General features: G+C 66.1%; 17 protein-coding genes. 10 read left to right on the top strand and 7 right to left on the bottom strand.

The window, feature by feature from the left end; all coding sequences use genetic code 11:
* Positions 1–30: 30 nt before the first annotated feature.
* Positions 31–1,221 (bottom strand): benzoate/H(+) symporter BenE family transporter, encoded by a 1,191-nt coding sequence (locus tag EWH21_RS10860; RefSeq protein ID WP_037054316.1) that lies wholly within the window; start codon positions 1,219–1,221, stop codon positions 31–33.
* On the bottom strand, positions 1,221–1,832 hold the full coding sequence (locus tag EWH21_RS10865) for a LysE family translocator (RefSeq protein ID WP_277700493.1): 612 nt from the start codon (positions 1,830–1,832) through the stop codon (positions 1,221–1,223). The genes EWH21_RS10860 and EWH21_RS10865 overlap by 1 nt, the downstream gene beginning before the upstream one ends.
* Before the next feature lie 142 nt (positions 1,833–1,974).
* Here EWH21_RS10865 and EWH21_RS10870 point away from each other — a divergent pair, with 142 nt between their 5' ends.
* A complete protein-coding gene (locus EWH21_RS10870) occupies positions 1,975–2,622 on the top strand; it encodes a hypothetical protein (protein ID WP_277700494.1) in 648 nt (215 codons plus the stop codon).
* Between the two features lie 54 nt (positions 2,623–2,676).
* Here the strand turns inward: EWH21_RS10870 and EWH21_RS10875 are convergent, their stop codons facing one another.
* The 4 genes from EWH21_RS10875 to EWH21_RS10890 form a co-directional block, all read right to left on the bottom strand.
* Complete coding sequence (locus tag EWH21_RS10875) at positions 2,677–5,082, bottom strand: TonB-dependent siderophore receptor (protein WP_277700495.1); 2,406 nt, start codon at positions 5,080–5,082, stop codon at positions 2,677–2,679.
* An 81-nt stretch (positions 5,083–5,163) separates the two neighbouring features.
* Entirely contained in the window at positions 5,164–6,123 is a 960-nt protein-coding gene (locus EWH21_RS10880) for a FecR family protein (protein WP_277700496.1), read from the bottom strand.
* Positions 6,120–6,638 (bottom strand): RNA polymerase sigma factor, encoded by a 519-nt coding sequence (locus tag EWH21_RS10885; RefSeq protein WP_047584268.1) that lies wholly within the window; start codon positions 6,636–6,638, stop codon positions 6,120–6,122. Before EWH21_RS10885 ends, EWH21_RS10880 begins: the two co-directional genes overlap by 4 nt.
* 135 nt (positions 6,639–6,773) lie before the next feature.
* Positions 6,774–7,289, bottom strand: coding sequence for a MarR family transcriptional regulator (locus EWH21_RS10890; protein WP_277700497.1), 516 nt, complete (start codon positions 7,287–7,289; stop codon positions 6,774–6,776).
* A gap of 82 nt (positions 7,290–7,371) precedes the next feature.
* On the opposite strand from EWH21_RS10890, the gene EWH21_RS10895 reads away from it, so the two are divergent.
* The 9 genes from EWH21_RS10895 (at position 7,372) to EWH21_RS10935 (ending at position 15,406) form a co-directional block, all read left to right on the top strand.
* Positions 7,372–8,529 (top strand): PLP-dependent aminotransferase family protein, encoded by a 1,158-nt coding sequence (locus EWH21_RS10895; RefSeq protein WP_277700498.1) that lies wholly within the window; start codon positions 7,372–7,374, stop codon positions 8,527–8,529.
* Between the two features lie 115 nt (positions 8,530–8,644).
* Positions 8,645–9,247: a glutathione S-transferase family protein gene (locus EWH21_RS10900; RefSeq protein WP_277700499.1), complete on the top strand. Its 603-nt coding sequence runs from the start codon at positions 8,645–8,647 to the stop codon at positions 9,245–9,247.
* A gap of 213 nt (positions 9,248–9,460) precedes the next feature.
* A complete protein-coding gene (gene arcD, locus EWH21_RS10905) occupies positions 9,461–10,888 on the top strand; it encodes an arginine-ornithine antiporter (protein WP_277700500.1) in 1,428 nt (475 codons plus the stop codon).
* Positions 10,889–10,955: 67 nt separating this feature from the next.
* A complete protein-coding gene (locus EWH21_RS10910) occupies positions 10,956–11,342 on the top strand; it encodes a hypothetical protein (RefSeq protein ID WP_277700501.1) in 387 nt (128 codons plus the stop codon).
* Between the two features lie 75 nt (positions 11,343–11,417).
* Positions 11,418–11,717: a hypothetical protein gene (locus tag EWH21_RS10915; RefSeq protein WP_277700502.1), complete on the top strand. Its 300-nt coding sequence runs from the start codon at positions 11,418–11,420 to the stop codon at positions 11,715–11,717.
* Positions 11,704–13,104, top strand: coding sequence for a TolC family protein (locus EWH21_RS10920; protein ID WP_277700503.1), 1,401 nt, complete (start codon positions 11,704–11,706; stop codon positions 13,102–13,104). The genes EWH21_RS10915 and EWH21_RS10920 overlap by 14 nt, the downstream gene beginning before the upstream one ends.
* 16 nt (positions 13,105–13,120) lie before the next feature.
* Positions 13,121–14,533 (top strand): copper oxidase, encoded by a 1,413-nt coding sequence (locus EWH21_RS10925; protein WP_277700504.1) that lies wholly within the window; start codon positions 13,121–13,123, stop codon positions 14,531–14,533.
* A 58-nt stretch (positions 14,534–14,591) separates the two neighbouring features.
* Positions 14,592–15,092 (top strand): cupredoxin family protein, encoded by a 501-nt coding sequence (locus EWH21_RS10930; protein ID WP_277700505.1) that lies wholly within the window; start codon positions 14,592–14,594, stop codon positions 15,090–15,092.
* A 20-nt stretch (positions 15,093–15,112) separates the two neighbouring features.
* Entirely contained in the window at positions 15,113–15,406 is a 294-nt protein-coding gene (locus EWH21_RS10935) for a copper-binding protein (protein ID WP_277700506.1), read from the top strand.
* Positions 15,407–15,450: 44 nt separating this feature from the next.
* Here the strand turns inward: EWH21_RS10935 and EWH21_RS10940 are convergent, their stop codons facing one another.
* Positions 15,451–15,729, bottom strand: coding sequence for an HU family DNA-binding protein (locus tag EWH21_RS10940; protein WP_037054278.1), 279 nt, complete (start codon positions 15,727–15,729; stop codon positions 15,451–15,453).
* Between the last annotated feature and the right edge of the window lie 482 nt (positions 15,730–16,211).

Below are 16,211 nucleotides of genomic sequence, written 5' to 3' on the forward strand. Positions count from 1 at the left end.
GAGGCTCCGCAGGAGCCCCTCTGAACCCGCTCAGCGTTTGCCGGCGTTGAGGATCGCCAGGGTCAGCAGGCCGGCGACAATGCCCCAGAATGCCGAGCCGACGCCCGCCAGGGTCATGCCCGAGGCGGTGACCAGGAAGGTGATCAGCGCCGCTTCACGCTCGTTCGGCTCGCTCATGGCCTGGGTCAGGCCGCCGATGATCGAGGCGAACAGCGCCAGCGCGGCGATGGACAGGATCAGCGCGGCCGGCAGGGCGGCGAAGAGCGAGGCCAGCGTTGCGCCGAAGAGGCCGGCGATGGCGTAGAACACACCGCACCAGACCGCCGCCGTGTAGCGCTTGTGCGGGTCTTCGTGGGCCTCCGGGCCGGCGCAGATGGCGGCACTGATGGCGGCCATGTGGATGCCGTGACTGCCGAACGGCGCCATCAGGATCGACACCAGGCCGGTGCTGGTCAGCAGCGGCGAGGCGGGTACGTCGTAGCCATTGGCGCGCAGCACGGCCATGCCCGGCAGGTTCTGCGAGGCCATGGCGACGATGAACAGCGGGATGCCGATGCTGATCGCCGCAGCCAGGGAGAAGCTCGGCGTGGTCCATTGCGGCGTGGCCAGCTGCAGTTCGAAACCGCTGAAATCGAGCAGGCCGAAGAGGCCGGCCAGCAGGCTGCCGACGATCAGCGCGGCGAGTACCGCGTAGCGCGGCCACAGGCGTTTGCCGAACAGGTAGGCGAGCAGCATGGCGACCACCAGGGTCGGCTGCTGCTCGGCTGCCACGCAGATTTCCAGGCCGATCTTGAACAGCACCCCGGCCAGCAGGGCGGCGGCGATGGAGGCAGGGATGCGGCGCATCAGGCGATCGAAGGTGCCAGTCAGTCCGATCAGCAGGATCAGGCCCGAAGCGAGGATGTAGGCGCCGATGGCTTCGCCGTAGGACACCTGCGGCAGGCTGGTGATCAGCAGCGCGGCGCCCGGGGTGGACCAGGCGATCATCACCGGCGCGCGGTAGCGCAGCGAGAGGACGATGCAGCACAGCGCCATGCCGATCGACAGGGCCCAGATCCACGAGGATATCTGGCCAGCGCTCAGGCCTGCCGCCTGGCCGGCCTGGAACATCAGCACCAGGGAGCTGGTGTAGCCGGTGAGCATGGCGATGAAGCCGGCGACCACGGCCGACGTGGAGGTGTCCGCCAGCGGGCGCAGGCGGGTAGGGGCGACATCTTGCATCAGAACATTCCAGTGTCGACGAGGATGGGATACAGCGAGGCGACCAGCAGCAGGGCCATGCCGATGTTGAACGCGCGCAGCAGGCGCGGATTGTCCAGCCAGTTGCGCAGCAGGCTGCCAGCCACCGTCCACAGGCCCACGCTGGGGCAGTTGACGAGGGCGAACAGCGCCGCGATCAGCAGCACGTTGCTGAAGAAACCGTCCTGCGGCGTATAGGTAGTGATAGCACCGATGGCCATGATCCACGCCTTGGGGTTGACCCACTGAAAGGCGGCAGCCTGGAGGAAGGTGAAGGGCTTCGCGGTCGGGTTCTCGCGGCTCTGCGGCGCGCCGGCCTGGGCGATCTTCCAGGCCAGGTAGAGCAGGTAGGCGGCGCCGACATAGCGCAGCACCTCGTGCAGCACGGGCACGCGCTCGAACAGCTGGCCAAGGCCCAGCCCTGTCGCCGTCACCAGGAGCATGAAACCCAGGCTGATACCGAGCATGTGCGGAATGCTGCGGCGCAAGCCGAAGTTCACGCCCGAGGCCAGCAGCATCATGTTGTTGGGCCCCGGCGTCACCGAGGTGACGAAGGCGAAGGTGATGAAGGCGAGCAGGAGTTCGGGCGTCATTGTTGTTCTCCGGTGACTGGCAAAGCCTATTGCGCTGCCGGCATGAAGTCGCGATACAGCCACGCCTGGGTTGAACCGTACAGTCTGTTCAAGCGGGACCTGGCTGGTTAGCCTGCAGCCATCGTCGAACAGGGGCAGGGTGATGCAGCCGGACAATCCCTACAGCGCACCGCAGGTGGAATTGCTCGACCGTCGTGTGGTTCCGCCACTGCCGGGCTGGAGCGCCCGCCAACTGCGCGTGCTTGGCTGGCTGGCGCTGGTGGCGGTGCTGGCCAATGCCCTGGTGGTCGGCCTGACCCTGGCCGGCGCATGGCTGGATGAGCGCGAGGCGCAGCGGCTGCAGAGCTACATCGGCTGGTTGAGCCTGATGCTGGTGCTGCTTGGCTGCTACCTGCTGCTGCGCTTCAAGGCGTTCGCCGAGGCACGCTTCGCCGCCCGGCAGCTGGCGGCTCCGATCTGGAGCCTGCTGCTGGTGACGGTGTCGCTGGAACTGGCGGACCGCGCATTCGGCGAGCAGCTGTTCACCGCCCTGGATTGGCCGACGCTGGGCTACATGCTGCTGCTGGCGCTGACGGGGGCTTGCACCGCCTGGCTGGGGATTCGCCTGCTGAAGGTGGCATGCCCCTATCCGGCGCTGAAGGTGATGGCCTGGCTCGACATCGCCGGCGGGGTGATGCTGGCCAGCGTGATACTGGCGCTGCTGGCCGTGCTGCCCCTGCTCGGTGCCGGAGTGGCGCTGATGCGGGTGTTCTTCAGTGCGGCGGCCGAGTTGCCGGAGCAGGTTGACTGAGGGTGTTGCATAGGGCCGGAGCCGCCCGCTGGGCGACCCCGGTGTGCTGCCTGCCTACCACTTGTAGTCGAGGCTGGCAGTGACCCGGCGCGGGTCGCCGGCATAGCAGTAGAAGCCGTCGCAGGTGGCCAGGTACTCCTTGTCGAACAGGTTGCTGGCATTGAGCGACAGGCTGGCGCCGCGCAGGCTGCTATCGAGCTGGCCCAGGTCGTAGCGTACGACGGCATCGTAGACAGTGTAGGCGCTGCTGTGGCCGTCGGAGGCGTCGCGCACGAAGCCCATGCTGCCGACCGCGATGTTGTCTGTGGAGCCGACGAAGCGAGCGCCGAAGCCCACCCCGAAGCCTGCCAGCGCGCCCTGATGCCAGTCGTAGTCGGCCCAGACGGACGCCTGATGCTCGGGGATCAGTGGCAGCGCGCGGTTCTTGTCACGCGAGTCGCCCACCTCGGTCATCTTGCTGTTGGTGTAGGTGTAGGACGCGGTCAGGCTGAGGTTTTCCGTGACGTTACCGGTGGCCTCCAGTTCCAGGCCGCGTACCTGGACTTCACTGACCGGCTCGGTAGCCCCGGCGACGTTGGTGGTGACGATGTTCTGCCGTTTCAGGTCATAGACCGCAGCGGTCAGCAGCAGGTCGCTGCCGGGTGGCTGGTACTTGACCCCCAGTTCGTACTGCTTGCCGGTGCTGGGCTTGAACGCTTCGCCACCACTGCCGCCCGCTTCGGCCTGGAAGGACTCGGCATAGGAGAGGTACGGGGTGAAGCCGCTGTCGAAGACGTAGCTGAGCGCCGCGTTGCCGCTGAACTGGCTGTCGCGGCGGCTGTCTTTGGCGTCGCTGGCGTTGTGGAACACCGAGTCGGTTTCCAGTCGGTCCCAGCGCCCTCCGAGGGTCAGGCGCCAGGCGTCCAGGGCGATCTGATCCTGCAGGTAGAGGCCGGTGTTGCGGCGCTTCTGGTTGTAGTCCTGTAAGGCGCCGTAGGTGACGCCACTGAAGTCTCGGCCGTAGATCGGGGTGATGATGTTGCTGCTCGGCGCGCTGCCGTAGAGCCAGCGGTAGTCGGTGTTCACCCGCAGGTAATCCAGGCCGAGCAGCAGGGTGTGATCCAGCGCGCCGGTGCTGAAGTCGGCCTGGAAGTTGTTGTCCACGGCGAAATGGCTGATGTTCTCGTCGTACACGTTGGCCCCGCGGCTGACGCTGCCGTCGTCGCTGACCGCACCGGACCAGCCACCTGCGGTGATGATCTGGTTGTCCAGTTCGAGCTTGCTGTAGCGCAGGTTCTGGCGGAACTGCCAGATGTCGTCGAGACGGTGCTCGAAGGCATAGCCCAGGGCATAGAAGGTCTTGTCGTAGAACTCCCAGTCGGGGTCGCCGAGGTTCTTGTTGTAGTCGACCTTGCCAGCCGGCGTATCGAGCTTGGTGCCCTGCAACGGCAGGAACTGGCTGGTGCCACCGGTATCGTCGCGGTTGAACTGGCCGAGCAGGGTCAGCCTGGTTTCGTCGGCGATGTTCCAGGTCAGGCTCGGCGCCAGGTTGAAGCGCTGATCGTCGATATGCTCGACGGTCGTGCCGCTGTCACGGCCGACACCGCTGAAGCGGTAGAGGAAACGACCGTCGTCGTCGATCTTGCCGGTGCTGTCGAAGCTGATCTGCTTGTGCTGGTAGTTGCCGATCTGCACCTGCACCTCATGGCTGCTCTCGGCCTGCGGCCGGCGGCTGACGGCATCGACCAGGCCACCGGGCGGGGTCTGGCCATAGACCGATGAGGCCGGCCCGCGCAGCACGGCGACGCGCTCCAGGTTCCAGGTTTCCAGCTTGGCCATGGTGTAGCTGCCCTTGGGCAGCGGCAGGCCATCGAGCATCTGGATCGGTTCGAAGCCGCGGATCTTCATCCAGTCGGCGCGGCTGTCGCTGCCGTAGCTGCTGGCGATCACGCCGGGCATGTAGCGCACGGCATCGTCGAGGTTCTGCACCTTGCGATCCTGCATCTGCGCGCGGGTGGCCACGGAGATCGAGCGTGGGGTTTCCAGCATTGGCGTATCGGTCTTGGTGCCGGTGGCCGTGCGATTGGCCAGGTAGCCGCGGGTCGGGCCCAGGGCGTGCTCGGCCGCCTGCTCGCTGGCGGTGACGGTCACGTCCGGCAGGGCCATCGCCGCTTCCGCTGCGGGGGCCAGGCTGTAGGCGCCGCCGCGTCCCTGCAGCTGCAGGCCGGTGCCGCGCAGCGCCTGGTTCAGCGCGTCGATGGCTTCGTAGTCGCCGCTGACCGGCGCCGAACGTTTGCCCTCGGTCAGGGCCGGGTCGATGCTCAGGGTCACGCCGGCCTGGCTGGCGATCTGATTGAGCGTCGGCGCCAGTGGGCCTGCCGGCAACTGATAGGCTTCGGCGTGGGCCAGGCCGGCATGGCCGGCGCAGGCGACGGTCAGGGCCAGCAGTGTGTGGCGGAACGGAGCAGGGCGGAAGGACATTGCGAACGTCTCCTAAGAGTTAATGTATCTCAATGCCTTCTTGCCGAAGCAGAACGAAAAAGTGACAGGGGGGAGGGAAAACTATTTTTCCCGGGGCACCACGCGAGTCCACCAGGGGCCCAGTCGCTCGGTTTGCACGGGCAGGCTGAGGGCGATGGCGGCCAGTGCCTTGTCGCTGTCGTGCAGCGGGAAGCTGCCGCTGATGCGCAGGCCGCTCAGGCTCGGATCGAGGCCCAGGTAGCCGCTGCGGTATTCGCCCAGCTGGTCGATCAGCTGTTGCAGCGGCAGGTTGTCCGCCACCAGCATGCCGCGGCTCCAGGCGTCGGCGCCGACCGGCGCGGGCGAGCTGTCGCTCAGGTGGTGGCGGTCCATGCGCACCTGCTCGCCGCTGTGGATGATGCGTTCCTGGGTGGCCGCCTGCGGCCTGGCGGCGACGGCCGACTGCAGGACGATCAGCTCGGTCGCCGCACCTTCGCGGCGCACCAGGAAGCGCGTGCCCAGCGCGTGCAGGCGGCCCTGCTCGGTCTCGACGATGAACGGGCGCGTATCACCCTTGGCCGTCTGGATCAGGATCTCGCCACTGCGCAGGCGCAGGCGACGCTCTTTGGCATCAAACTCCACGTCCAGCGCACTGCGGCTGTTGAGGCGCACCTGGCTGCGGTCGGCGAGCAACAGGTCGCGCTGCTCGCCGCTGGCGGTGTGATAGTCGGCCAGGTAGTCGTCCAGCGGGCGCTGTTGGGCCAGCAGGGTCAGGGCGACGCCGGTGGCAAGCAGCAGGCCGAGGGTGCCACCGCCCAGGCGACGCAAGCTGCGTCGGCGGTTGATGCCGCCTTGCAGCAGCGCACGGCGCGCCAGGGGCGTGTTGGCCGCCGCGAGTTGCTGATCGATCCCGCCGAGGCGGCGCCAGACCAGGCCGTGCTCGGGATGGGCGGCCAGCCACCTGGCGAACTCGAGGTGCTGTTGCTCGCTGGCATTGCCCGAACCCAGACACAGCTGCCAGGCGATCGCCTCATCCAGGGCGCGAGCCGAAACCTGGCTCATTGCGGTGCCCCATACAGCGCGACATAGCACTGGCGAAGGCCCTGGGCGAGGTACTGGCGTACGCGGGAAGGGGAGACCCCCAGGCGCTCGGCGATCTCGGCATGGCCGAGACCGTCCAGGCGGTTGTAGAGGAATGCCGCGCGCGCCTTGCTCGACAGCTGACCGAGCAGGCGATCGATCTCCGCCAGTTGCTCCAGGGCCAGCGCCTGTTCTTCCGGGCTGGGTTGCACGGCCTCGGGGGCCAGCGCCAGTTCATCCAGGTAGGCGCGCTCCAGGGCACTGCGCCGGAACTGGTCGACCAGCAGACCTTTGGCGATGGTGGTGAGCAGGGCGCGGGGTTCGCGTGGGCTGTGCAGCTCGGTGCGCCCCAGCAGGCGGACGAAGGTGTCCTGGCTCAGGTCTTCCGCGCGTTGCGCGCAGTTCAGGCTCTTGCGCAGCCAGCCGAACAGCCAGTCGCGGTGATCGCGGTAGAGCAGGCCGACCAACTGCTGATTGCTGGAGTCCTGAACCGACACACGCCCCTCGCGAGATCTAAGTTGAGTTGATAATGATTCGCATATGTTCGCAGAGGAGGCGGCCATGACGCAATCGCTGCGTCAAATCGGCGATGGATGGTTGCAGAAGGCCAGCTGCATGGGCCATGGCCCGGACTAGTTGCTGTGGCTGGAGGCCAGGGCCAGGTTGACCTGGAGCCAGCCCTGCACGGCGTCTTCGCCCACTTCGGCGAACGCGCGCTGCAGCAGGCGGGCCTGTTCCCGGCGCAGGGCCTGTTCCAGCTTGGCGCCTTCCGGCGTGAACACCAGCAGGCGCTTGCGCTTGTCGTCCGCTGCCGCCTCGCTCTGCACCAGGTGCATCTCCATCAACTGGCGCAGCGGCATGTTCAATGCCTGCTTGCTGACGCCCAGGTAACCGAGTAGTTCGGTCATGTTCAGGCCCGGGTACTTGGCGATGAAGAACAGGATGCGGTGGTGCACGCGCGACAGCCCGCGCTTGGCCAGCATCTCGTCGGGCTTGGCGGTGAAGGCCTGATAGCCGAAGAAGAAGGCCTCCATGGCGGCCTGCTGGGCGGCGGAATTGCGCATGACCTGCGCACCATTGAGGCCACCCTGGGGGCTGTCGCCGGGCGACGTTAAAAATTTCTCGGAGAAATTTTTTAGGTCAGTCATATTGACGTATCTCTGGGTGGCGGCGTAGTTTCGGTCAAGCAGTTTGACTTAATTAAACGACTTTGGCACCCCAGGACACACCATGGCCTTCTCCGAACGCATCGCCCGCCTGAAAAGCTCCCTGATCCGTGAAATTCTTGCCGCGGCGCAGCGTCCGGAGGTGATGTCCTTCGCCGGTGGCCTGCCGGCCGAACCGATGCTGCCGAAGGTGGACTGGGCCGAGATGCCGGCGAGCATGGGCCAGTACGGCATGAGCGAAGGCGAGCCGGCGCTGCGCGAAGCCATCGCTGCCGAGGCGCGTGCCCTGGGGGTGCCGTGCGATGCCAGCCAGGTGCTGATCGTCAGTGGCTCGCAGCAGACGCTGGACCTGGCCGCCAAGCTGTTCATCGATCCGGGCACCGAAGTGCTGCTCGAGGCGCCGACCTACCTGGCGGCGCTGCAGGCGTTCCAGCTGTTCGGTGCCGACTGCATCAGCGTGCCGCAGGAGGCCGACGGCCCCGAGCTGGCCGTGTTGCGTCAGCGCCTGGAACAGCACAAGCCGGCTTTCGCCTACCTGATCCCGACGTTCCAGAATCCGTCCGCCACGCGCTACAGCGAAGCCAAGCGCGAGGCCGTGGCGGCGCTGCTCGACGAATTCGGCGTGACCCTGATCGAGGACGAGCCATACCGTGAGCTGGTGTTCGATGCCGGGAGCGCCACGCCCATCGTCAGCCGCCTGCGCAAAGCCAGCTGGATCTACACCGGTACTGTGTCCAAGACGCTGCTGCCGGGCCTGCGTGTGGGCTATCTGATCGCCACCAGGGACCTGTACCCGCACCTGCTGCGCCTGAAGCAGTCGGCCGATCTGCACACCAACCGCATCGGTCAGTGGCAGGCGCTGCAGTGGCTGGGCAGCGAGCAGTACCGTGGTCACCTGGCCGAGCTGCGCGACTTCTACCGTATCCGTCGCGACGCCATGCAGGGTGCGCTGCTGGAGCATTTCGGCGATCTCGCCGAGTGGGAGGTTCCGCAGGGCGGCCTGTTCTTCTGGCTGACCCTGAAGCAGCCGCTCGATACCCGTACGCTGCTCGATGCGGCGTTGGCGCAGAATGTCGCCTTCATGCCGGGCGAGCCGTTCTTCATCGACCCGGACGCCAACCCCGGGCATCTGCGACTGAACTTCAGCCATGTGGCGCCGGAGCGCCTGGGCGAGGGCTTGCGCCGGTTGGCTGCGGTGATCCGTGGTGCGCAGGGTGCGTGAGGGTTGTTTGCCTGCAGGCGCGGCGTGAGCCGCGAGTGCTCCGGACACGGCAGCTCCGGCAGGCAGGGTGATTGGCGGCGAGCTTGCCGCGAGGATTGATAGGGAGGGCAACGCGATGTTCAAGGTCTATGGCGACTACCGTTCGGGCAACTGCTACAAGGTCAAGCTGATGCTGCATCTGCTGGGCAAGCCGTACCAGTGGATTCCCATCGATATCCTCAAGGGCGAGACGCAGAGCGAAGCCTTCCTGGCGAAGAACCCCAACGGCAAGATTCCGGTGCTGGAGCTGGACGACGGCACCTGCCTGTGGGAGTCCAATGCCATTCTCAACTTCCTTGCCGACAGCAGCGAGTTTCTGCCCAGCGAGCCGCGCCTGCGTACTCAGGTGCTGCAGTGGCAGTTCTTCGAGCAGTACAGCCATGAGCCTTATGTCGCGGTGGCGCGCTTCATCCAGCTCTACCAGGGGATGCCCGAGGAACGGCGCGAGGAGCACGCGCGCTGCCTGAAGCTCGGCTACAAGGCGCTCAAGGTCATGGAGAGGCAGCTCGAACGCACGCCCTACCTGGTCGGTGAGCACTACTCCATCGCCGATATCGCGCTCTATGCCTATACCCATGTCGCGGACGAAGGCGGCTTCAGCCTCGAAGCCTTCCCGGCGGTGCGTGCCTGGCTCGATCGCGTGGCCAGCCACCCGCATCACGTGACGATGCTGGGCTGAGCGGGGAAGTATGCTGGTAGGTTCACCGCTCTGGTCTAGCAGACTGTTGAAAAACTACCTGCGTTGCCATTGCAGCGTTAAAAACAGGCTCAAAATGCTCATTTACAGCTCGTAAACTCCGCTTTTTCGCCTGTTTCCGTCTTGCACTGGCTGCCTCGCCTACGTTTTTCAACGGCCTGCTAGAGTTTGGCGGTAGCTCGCAGAGGGACCGCCATGTCGGACGGAAGTCGAAAACTGAGCCTGGGTGCGCTCACCGCGCTGGTGGTGGGCTCGATGGTGGGTGGCGGGATCTTCTCGCTGCCGCAGAACATCGCCGCCCGGGCGGATGTCGGTGCGGTGCTGATCGGCTGGGGAATCACGGCGGTGGGCATGCTGGCGCTCGCGTTCGTGTTCCAGGGCCTGGCCAATCGCAAGCCGGAGCTGGACGGTGGCGTATACGTCTATGCCAAAGCCGGTCTGGGCGATTACATGGGGTTCTCCTCGGCCTGGGGCTACTGGATCAGCGCCTGGCTGGGCAACGTCGGTTACTTCGTGCTGCTGTTCTCGACGCTGGGCTATTTCTTCCCGGCCTTCGGCGAGGGCAATACGCCCCTGGCCATCGGCTGCGCCTCGGTGTTGCTGTGGTGCGTGCATGCCCTGGTGCTGCGCGGGATCAGGGAGGCTGCGCTGATCAACCTGGTCACCACCGTGGCCAAGCTGGTGCCGATCCTGCTGTTCATCGTCATCGTCGGCCTGGCGTTCGATCGCGACGTCTTCACGCGGGATATCTGGGGGCGCAGCAACCCGCAGTTCGGTAGCGTGCTGGAGCAGGTGCGCAACATGATGCTGGTCACCGTGTTCGTGTTCATCGGTATCGAGGGGGCCAGCGTGTATTCCTCGCGTGCCGAACGGCGCAGGGATGTCGGCACGGCCACGGTGATCGGCTTTCTCGGGGTGCTGGCGTTGCTGATGCTGGTCAACCTGCTGTCGCTGGGGGTGATGAGCCAGCCCGAGCTGGCCGCGTTGCAGAACCCGTCGATGGCCGGGGTGCTGGAGCATGTGGTGGGGCGCTGGGGCGCGGTGCTGATCAGCGTCGGCCTGGCCGTCTCGCTGCTCGGTGCATTGCTGTCCTGGGCGCTGCTCTGTGCGGAGATCCTCTTCGTCGCGGCGAAGGACGGTACCATGCCGGCCTTCCTGCGCCGGGAGAGCGCCAACAAGGTACCTGCCAACGCACTCTGGCTGACCAACGCGATGATCCAGTTGTTCCTGCTGATCATCCTGTTCGCTCAGGGCACCTACCTGTCGCTGATCTACCTAGCCTCGTCGATGATCCTGGTGCCCTATCTGTGGTCGTCGGTCTATGCGCTGCTGCTGGTGGTGCGTGGCGAGACCTACGGGGCGCAAGCCGCAGTACGGCGCAAGGATCTGCTGGTCGGTCTGCTGGCGATTCTGTATGCCGCCTGGTTGCTGTATGCCGGCGGGGTGAAGTACCTGCTGCTGTCGGCGCTGCTCTACGCGCCGGGCGTGCTGCTGTTCCGGCGGGCCAAGCGCGAACTGGGCCAGGCCTTGTTCCGGCCCCATGAGTGGCTGATCTTCAGCGCGGTGCTGCTGACCGCCGTGGTGGCCGGCTATGGCCTGTACGCCGGGCATTTGACCCTATAGCGCTGGACAAAGCGCCCGGCGTGAGGATAATCCGAACATCGCTTGCTGAACCGGCTGCACGACCTCTATGCGCAAGACCCTGCGTACCGCCCTGATCTGGATGCTGATGTTGGCCTTGCCGACACAGGCCATGGCGGCGCTCGGCATGCAACTTTGCCAGCAGGTTCACCGCAGCAGCGTCATGTCGATGAGCATGACGGAGCATGGCGTGTCCGGCATGGCTCATGGCATGGTCACGGCCGATGCGTCTGACCTGCAGCAGAATGCCGCGCCCGCCGCTGATGGCGGTGTCTGCACCCTGTGCGCCTTCTGCGTCGGTGTCGCCGCGCCCGGCGAGCCGTTCCTGAATCACAGCATCGCGCGAAGCGCCGAGCCGCCCATGGCCTGGCCCGATCGCCTCGTCATCGGCGTCGCCGACACGCCTGAACGCCCCCCGCGTCCTTTTCTCGCCTGAGCCCCCGAGGTTAGCGCCGTAGACCGGTGCTTGTAGCTCATGCGGCCGGTTGGCCGCCCTACGCGAGAACACATCATGAAGTTTCATCCGATTGCCGGATGGTCGCTGGGTGCCTGTGCCCTGGCGCTGCCCGGCGTGCTGCTGGCCGTCCAGCCCGACCCGCTGGATGCCGCTGCCGCAGTGCCGGCACAGGCCTACCAGTCGCCGTTGAGCGACTACCGCACGCACACCGACGAACCCTTGCAGGACTGGCGCGAGGCCAACGACCAGGTCGGTCGTATCGGCGGCTGGCGTACCTACAGCATGGAGGGTTGGGCGCAGCCGGCCGAGTCATCTGCCGAGCCTGCTACGGGAGGTGGTCATGACCATCATTAAACCTCTGGCGCTGCTCTGTGCCCTGTCGCTGCTGGCCGGTTGCGCCAGCTTCAGCGAGGACGGCGGATTCGACGCGGTGCAGCAAGGCGCCGAACGTCAGCTGGACAAGCAGGTGCTCTGGGCGCGCGACGACGCCGGGCGCAGCCAGATCAAGGCGCGCGTCGGTGAACTGCTGGCCGCGCCGTTGGACCTCGACGCGGCGGTGCAGTTGGCCCTGCTCAACAATCGCGGCCTGCAGGCTGCATTCGACGAGCTGGGCATTGGCGAAGCCGAGCGGGTACAGGCCGGGCGCCTGCCCAATCCCGGTTTCTCCTACGGGCGCCTGGAGAAAGGCCGCGAGGTGGAATACGAGCGCGGTCTGCATCTGAACCTGGCGCGGTTGATCGCCTTGCCGATGACCTCGCGTCTCGAAGGCAGGCGCTTCGAGCAGTTGCAGCGCCGCACCAGCCTGGCGGTGGTCGAGCTGGCCAGCGAGACGCGCAAGGCCTGGTACCAGGCGGTCGCGGCGGAGGAGGGGCTGGTCTACGCGCGGCAGGTACTGGGGGCCGCCGAAGCTGGCGCCGAACTGGCCAGGCGGCTGGCGGCGGTCGGCAACTTCAGCAAGTTGCAGCAGGCCGAGCAGCAGGGTTTCTATGCCGAGGCGGGGATCGCCGTACTGCGTGCCGAACAGGCGCGGGTAGCCAGCCGCGAGCGGCTGACCCGGCTGCTCGGGCTGTGGGGCGAGCAGATTGCCTACCGCCTGCCCGAGCGCTTGCCGCCGTTGCCGGATGCGGCGGATGAGCTGCCGGAGGTGGAGCGTCTGGCCATGAGCCAGCGCCAGGACATTCAGGCGATGCGCCTGGACGTCGAACGGCTGGCGCAGAACCTTGGGCTGACGCGCACCACGCGCTTCGTCAACGTGCTGGAGCTGGGCGTGGTCAACAACCGCTCCAACGAGGAACCGACCCAGCGCGGTTACGAGATCAGCGTCGAACTGCCGCTGTTCGACTGGAGTGGCGCCAAGGTGGCGAGGGCCGAAGCGCAGTATCGCCAGGCGCTCAACCGGGCTGCCGAGACGGCGATCAATGCCCGTTCGCAGGTGCGCGAGGCCTACCAGGTCTATCGCAACGCCTTCGAACTGGCGCGCCACTATCGCGTCGAGGTCCTGCCGCTGCGCCAGCGCATGGCCGAGGAAAACCTGCTGCGCTACAACGGCATGTTCATCAGCACCTTCGAGCTGCTTGCCGACGCCCGTCGCCAGGTGCAGGCGGTGGATGGCTATCTGCAGGCGCAGCGCGATTTCTGGCTGGCCCGCGTCGACCTCGACATGGCCCTGCTGGGCACACCCAATCCCTCGCTCGCCGCGGCGCCAGTCGCCAGTGCCGAGCCGGCCGCTGGCGGCCACTGAACAAGGATCTCCTGACATGGTTTCACGACGTGATTTCTTTCTCGGCGCCAGTGCCATCGGTGCGGCGGTCGCCACCTCGGCGGTCAGCCGGGTGTCCCTGGCCGCGTTGCCCGAGCCGGTGCTGCAGGCCAGCGCCGATACCCAGCCGCCCTTGCAGCCGGACAGCGGGCGCCCCTACAACCCGGTGGTGACGCTCAACGGCTGGACGCTGCCGTGGCGCATGAACAACGGCGTCAAGGAGTTCCACCTGGTCGCCGAACCGGTGGTGCGCGAGCTGGCGCCCGGCTACAAGGCTCACCTGTGGGGCTACAACGGCCAGTCACCGGGGCCGACCATCGAGGTGGTGGAGGGCGACCGGGTACGCATCTTCGTCACCAACAAGCTGCCCGAGCACACCAGCATCCATTGGCATGGCCAGCGCCTGCCCAACGGCATGGACGGCGTTTCGGGCCTGACCCAGCCGGCGATCCCGGTGGGCAAGACGTACGTCTACGAGTTCGTCGCGCGCCGGCCCGGCACCTTCATGTACCACCCGCATGCCGATGAGATGGTGCAGATGGCCATGGGCATGATGGGGGTCTGGGTCACCCATCCCAGGGAGCACCATCCGCTGATCAGTGAGGTGGACCGCGACTATTGCTTCCTGCTCAACGCCTACGACATCGAGCCCGGCGCCTACACGCCGAAGATCATGCAGATGCTCGACTTCAACCTGTGGACCTTCAACAGTCGCGTGTTTCCCGGCATCGATCCGATAGTGGCGCGTCAGGGCGAGCGGGTGCGCCTGCGTGTCGGCAACCTGACCATGACCAACCACCCGATCCATCTGCACGGCCACGAATTCGAGGTGACCGGCACCGACGGCGGGCCGACGCCACTGGCTTCGCGCTGGCCGGAAGTGACCGCCGACGTGGCGGTGGGGCAGATGCGCCAGGTGGAGTTCATCGCCAACGAGGAGGGCGACTGGGCACTGCATTGCCACAAGAGCCACCACACCATGAATGCCATGGGCCACGACGTGCCGACGCTGGTTGGCGTCGATCACCGCGACATGACCGGCAAGATCGCCAGGCTGGTGCCCGACTACATGGTGATGGGCGAGCGCGGCATGGCCGACATGGCGGAGATGCCGATGCCGCTGCCGGACAACACCGTGCCGATGATGACCGGTGACGGGCCCTTCGGCTCGGTGGAGATGGGCGGCATGTTCACCTTGCTCAAGGTGCGCAAGGAACAGGCCGCTGGTGATTACCGCAATCCGGGCTGGTTCAGGCATCCGCCTGGTTCGCAGGCCTACGAGTGGACAGGCGCCCTGGCCGAGCCGAGCCGCACGCATGACGGCGGCGGCCAGTCGATGCCGCTCGAGCGGCCGGTCGAGGCGCCGGTGGACGTGCAGGTACGCAAACCCGGTGGCCATGCCGGGCATTGAAAACACGCCGGGCTGCCACGCGCGGCCCGATCAGCAGACCAATCGAGGAACATCCTGAATGAAAACCCTATCGCTTCTTGCCCTGACCCTGACGCTGGGTGGCGTCCTGAATAGCCCGTTGGCACTTGCCCACGGCGAAGCCCATGGCACTCACGATGCCGCGGCGATGCCGATGGAGCAAAAGCCCTGGGGCATCGCTGGCAGCGCTGCACAGGTCGACCGCAGCATCGACATCCGCATGGGCGACCAGATGCGTTTCACACCGGATCGCCTGCAGGTCAGGCAGGGCGAGACCATCCGTTTCGTTCATCACAACGACGGTCAGTTGCTGCATGAGTTCGTCATCGGCACCCGGGCCGAGCTGGATCAGCATGCCGCGATGATGGCCAGGTTTCCCGGCATGGAGCACGACGAGCCCTACATGGCGCATGTCGCGCCCGGGCAGACCGGCGAGATGATCTGGACGTTCAACCGTGCAGGCGAGTTCGACTTCGCCTGCCTGATCGCCGGCCACTACCAGGCCGGCATGACTGGCCGCATCCAGGTGCTGGCCGAATGACCTGCTGGAGGAATGCACGTATGAAGAGCACATTGATGATCACGGCCCTGGCCACCCTGTTCAGCCTGCCGCTGCAGGCTGCCGAACCCGCGCCGCTGAGCCAGGGCGAGGTGCGCAAGGTGGATCTTGCAGCGCAGAAGATCACCCTGCGTCACGGCCCCATCGCCAGCGTCGGCATGCCGCCGATGACCATGGTGTTCGAGGTGGGCGAGCCGAAATTGCTGGAAGGCGTTTCAGGCGGGGAGAAGGTGAGCTTTCAGGTGGAGCAGCGGGGGAGCCGCTACGTCGTCACCGAGTTGCATGTGCTGCAGTAAGCTGAAACAGGCCGGCCCGGCATTACGTCCGGGCCGGCAGACAATCAGTTCAGCGCATCGCTCAGCGCCTTGGCAGGTACCAGCTTGACCACTTTCTTGGCCGCGATCTCGATGCTCTTGCCGGTCTGCGGGTTGCGGCCGGTGCGGGCCGGGCGCTCGCTCACCTTCAGTTTGCCGATGCCAGGAAGGGTGATCTCACCGTCGTTTTCCAGCGCGTCGCCGACAATTTCGCCCAGCTGATCGATCAGGGTGCGGACAGTGGCTTTCGGCAGGGAAACGGCCTCGGCCAGGTCGCTGATCAGTTGGTCTTTGGTGATTGCCATGATGTAACTCCGTTTGCAGGTGAGAGGTTCGGTGCGCTGGGTCGTGCCCGGGCAGCCGAAAACGAGGGAAAGCTAGCACAAAAGGTACAGCCCGGGAGTGCCGTGGCAGACACTTCCGATAGGGCTTAGTGTCGCAGCGGGGCGGGTGGTTCCGGGTGGCGGATAAAAAAGCCGGGACCCTGGTCGGAATGCTGTCCACATAAAAGGTGGTCGGACGCGAGTCCCCTCGCCCCGTTGGGGAGAGGGTTAGGGCGGGCCGCGTTCGGAGAGGGGGCACTGGCAGCTTTGCGGCATTTTCAGCCCTCTCCCCCAGCCCCTCTCCCATAAATGGGAGAGGGGAGCCAAGCCTGTGCAACCGCATTACGCACCCTGATCGGGCTTAACGAAGTGTTAAGCCTTCGTGCCTAGGCTCACGGCCAGGAAGGCTGACGAATCAATTTTGCCAGCCTCGACTATGCTTGCTCTTACCTGATTGATACTGG

Source organism: Pseudomonas sp. REST10 (assembly GCF_029542605.1).
GTDB lineage: Bacteria > Pseudomonadota > Gammaproteobacteria > Pseudomonadales > Pseudomonadaceae > Aquipseudomonas > Aquipseudomonas khazarica.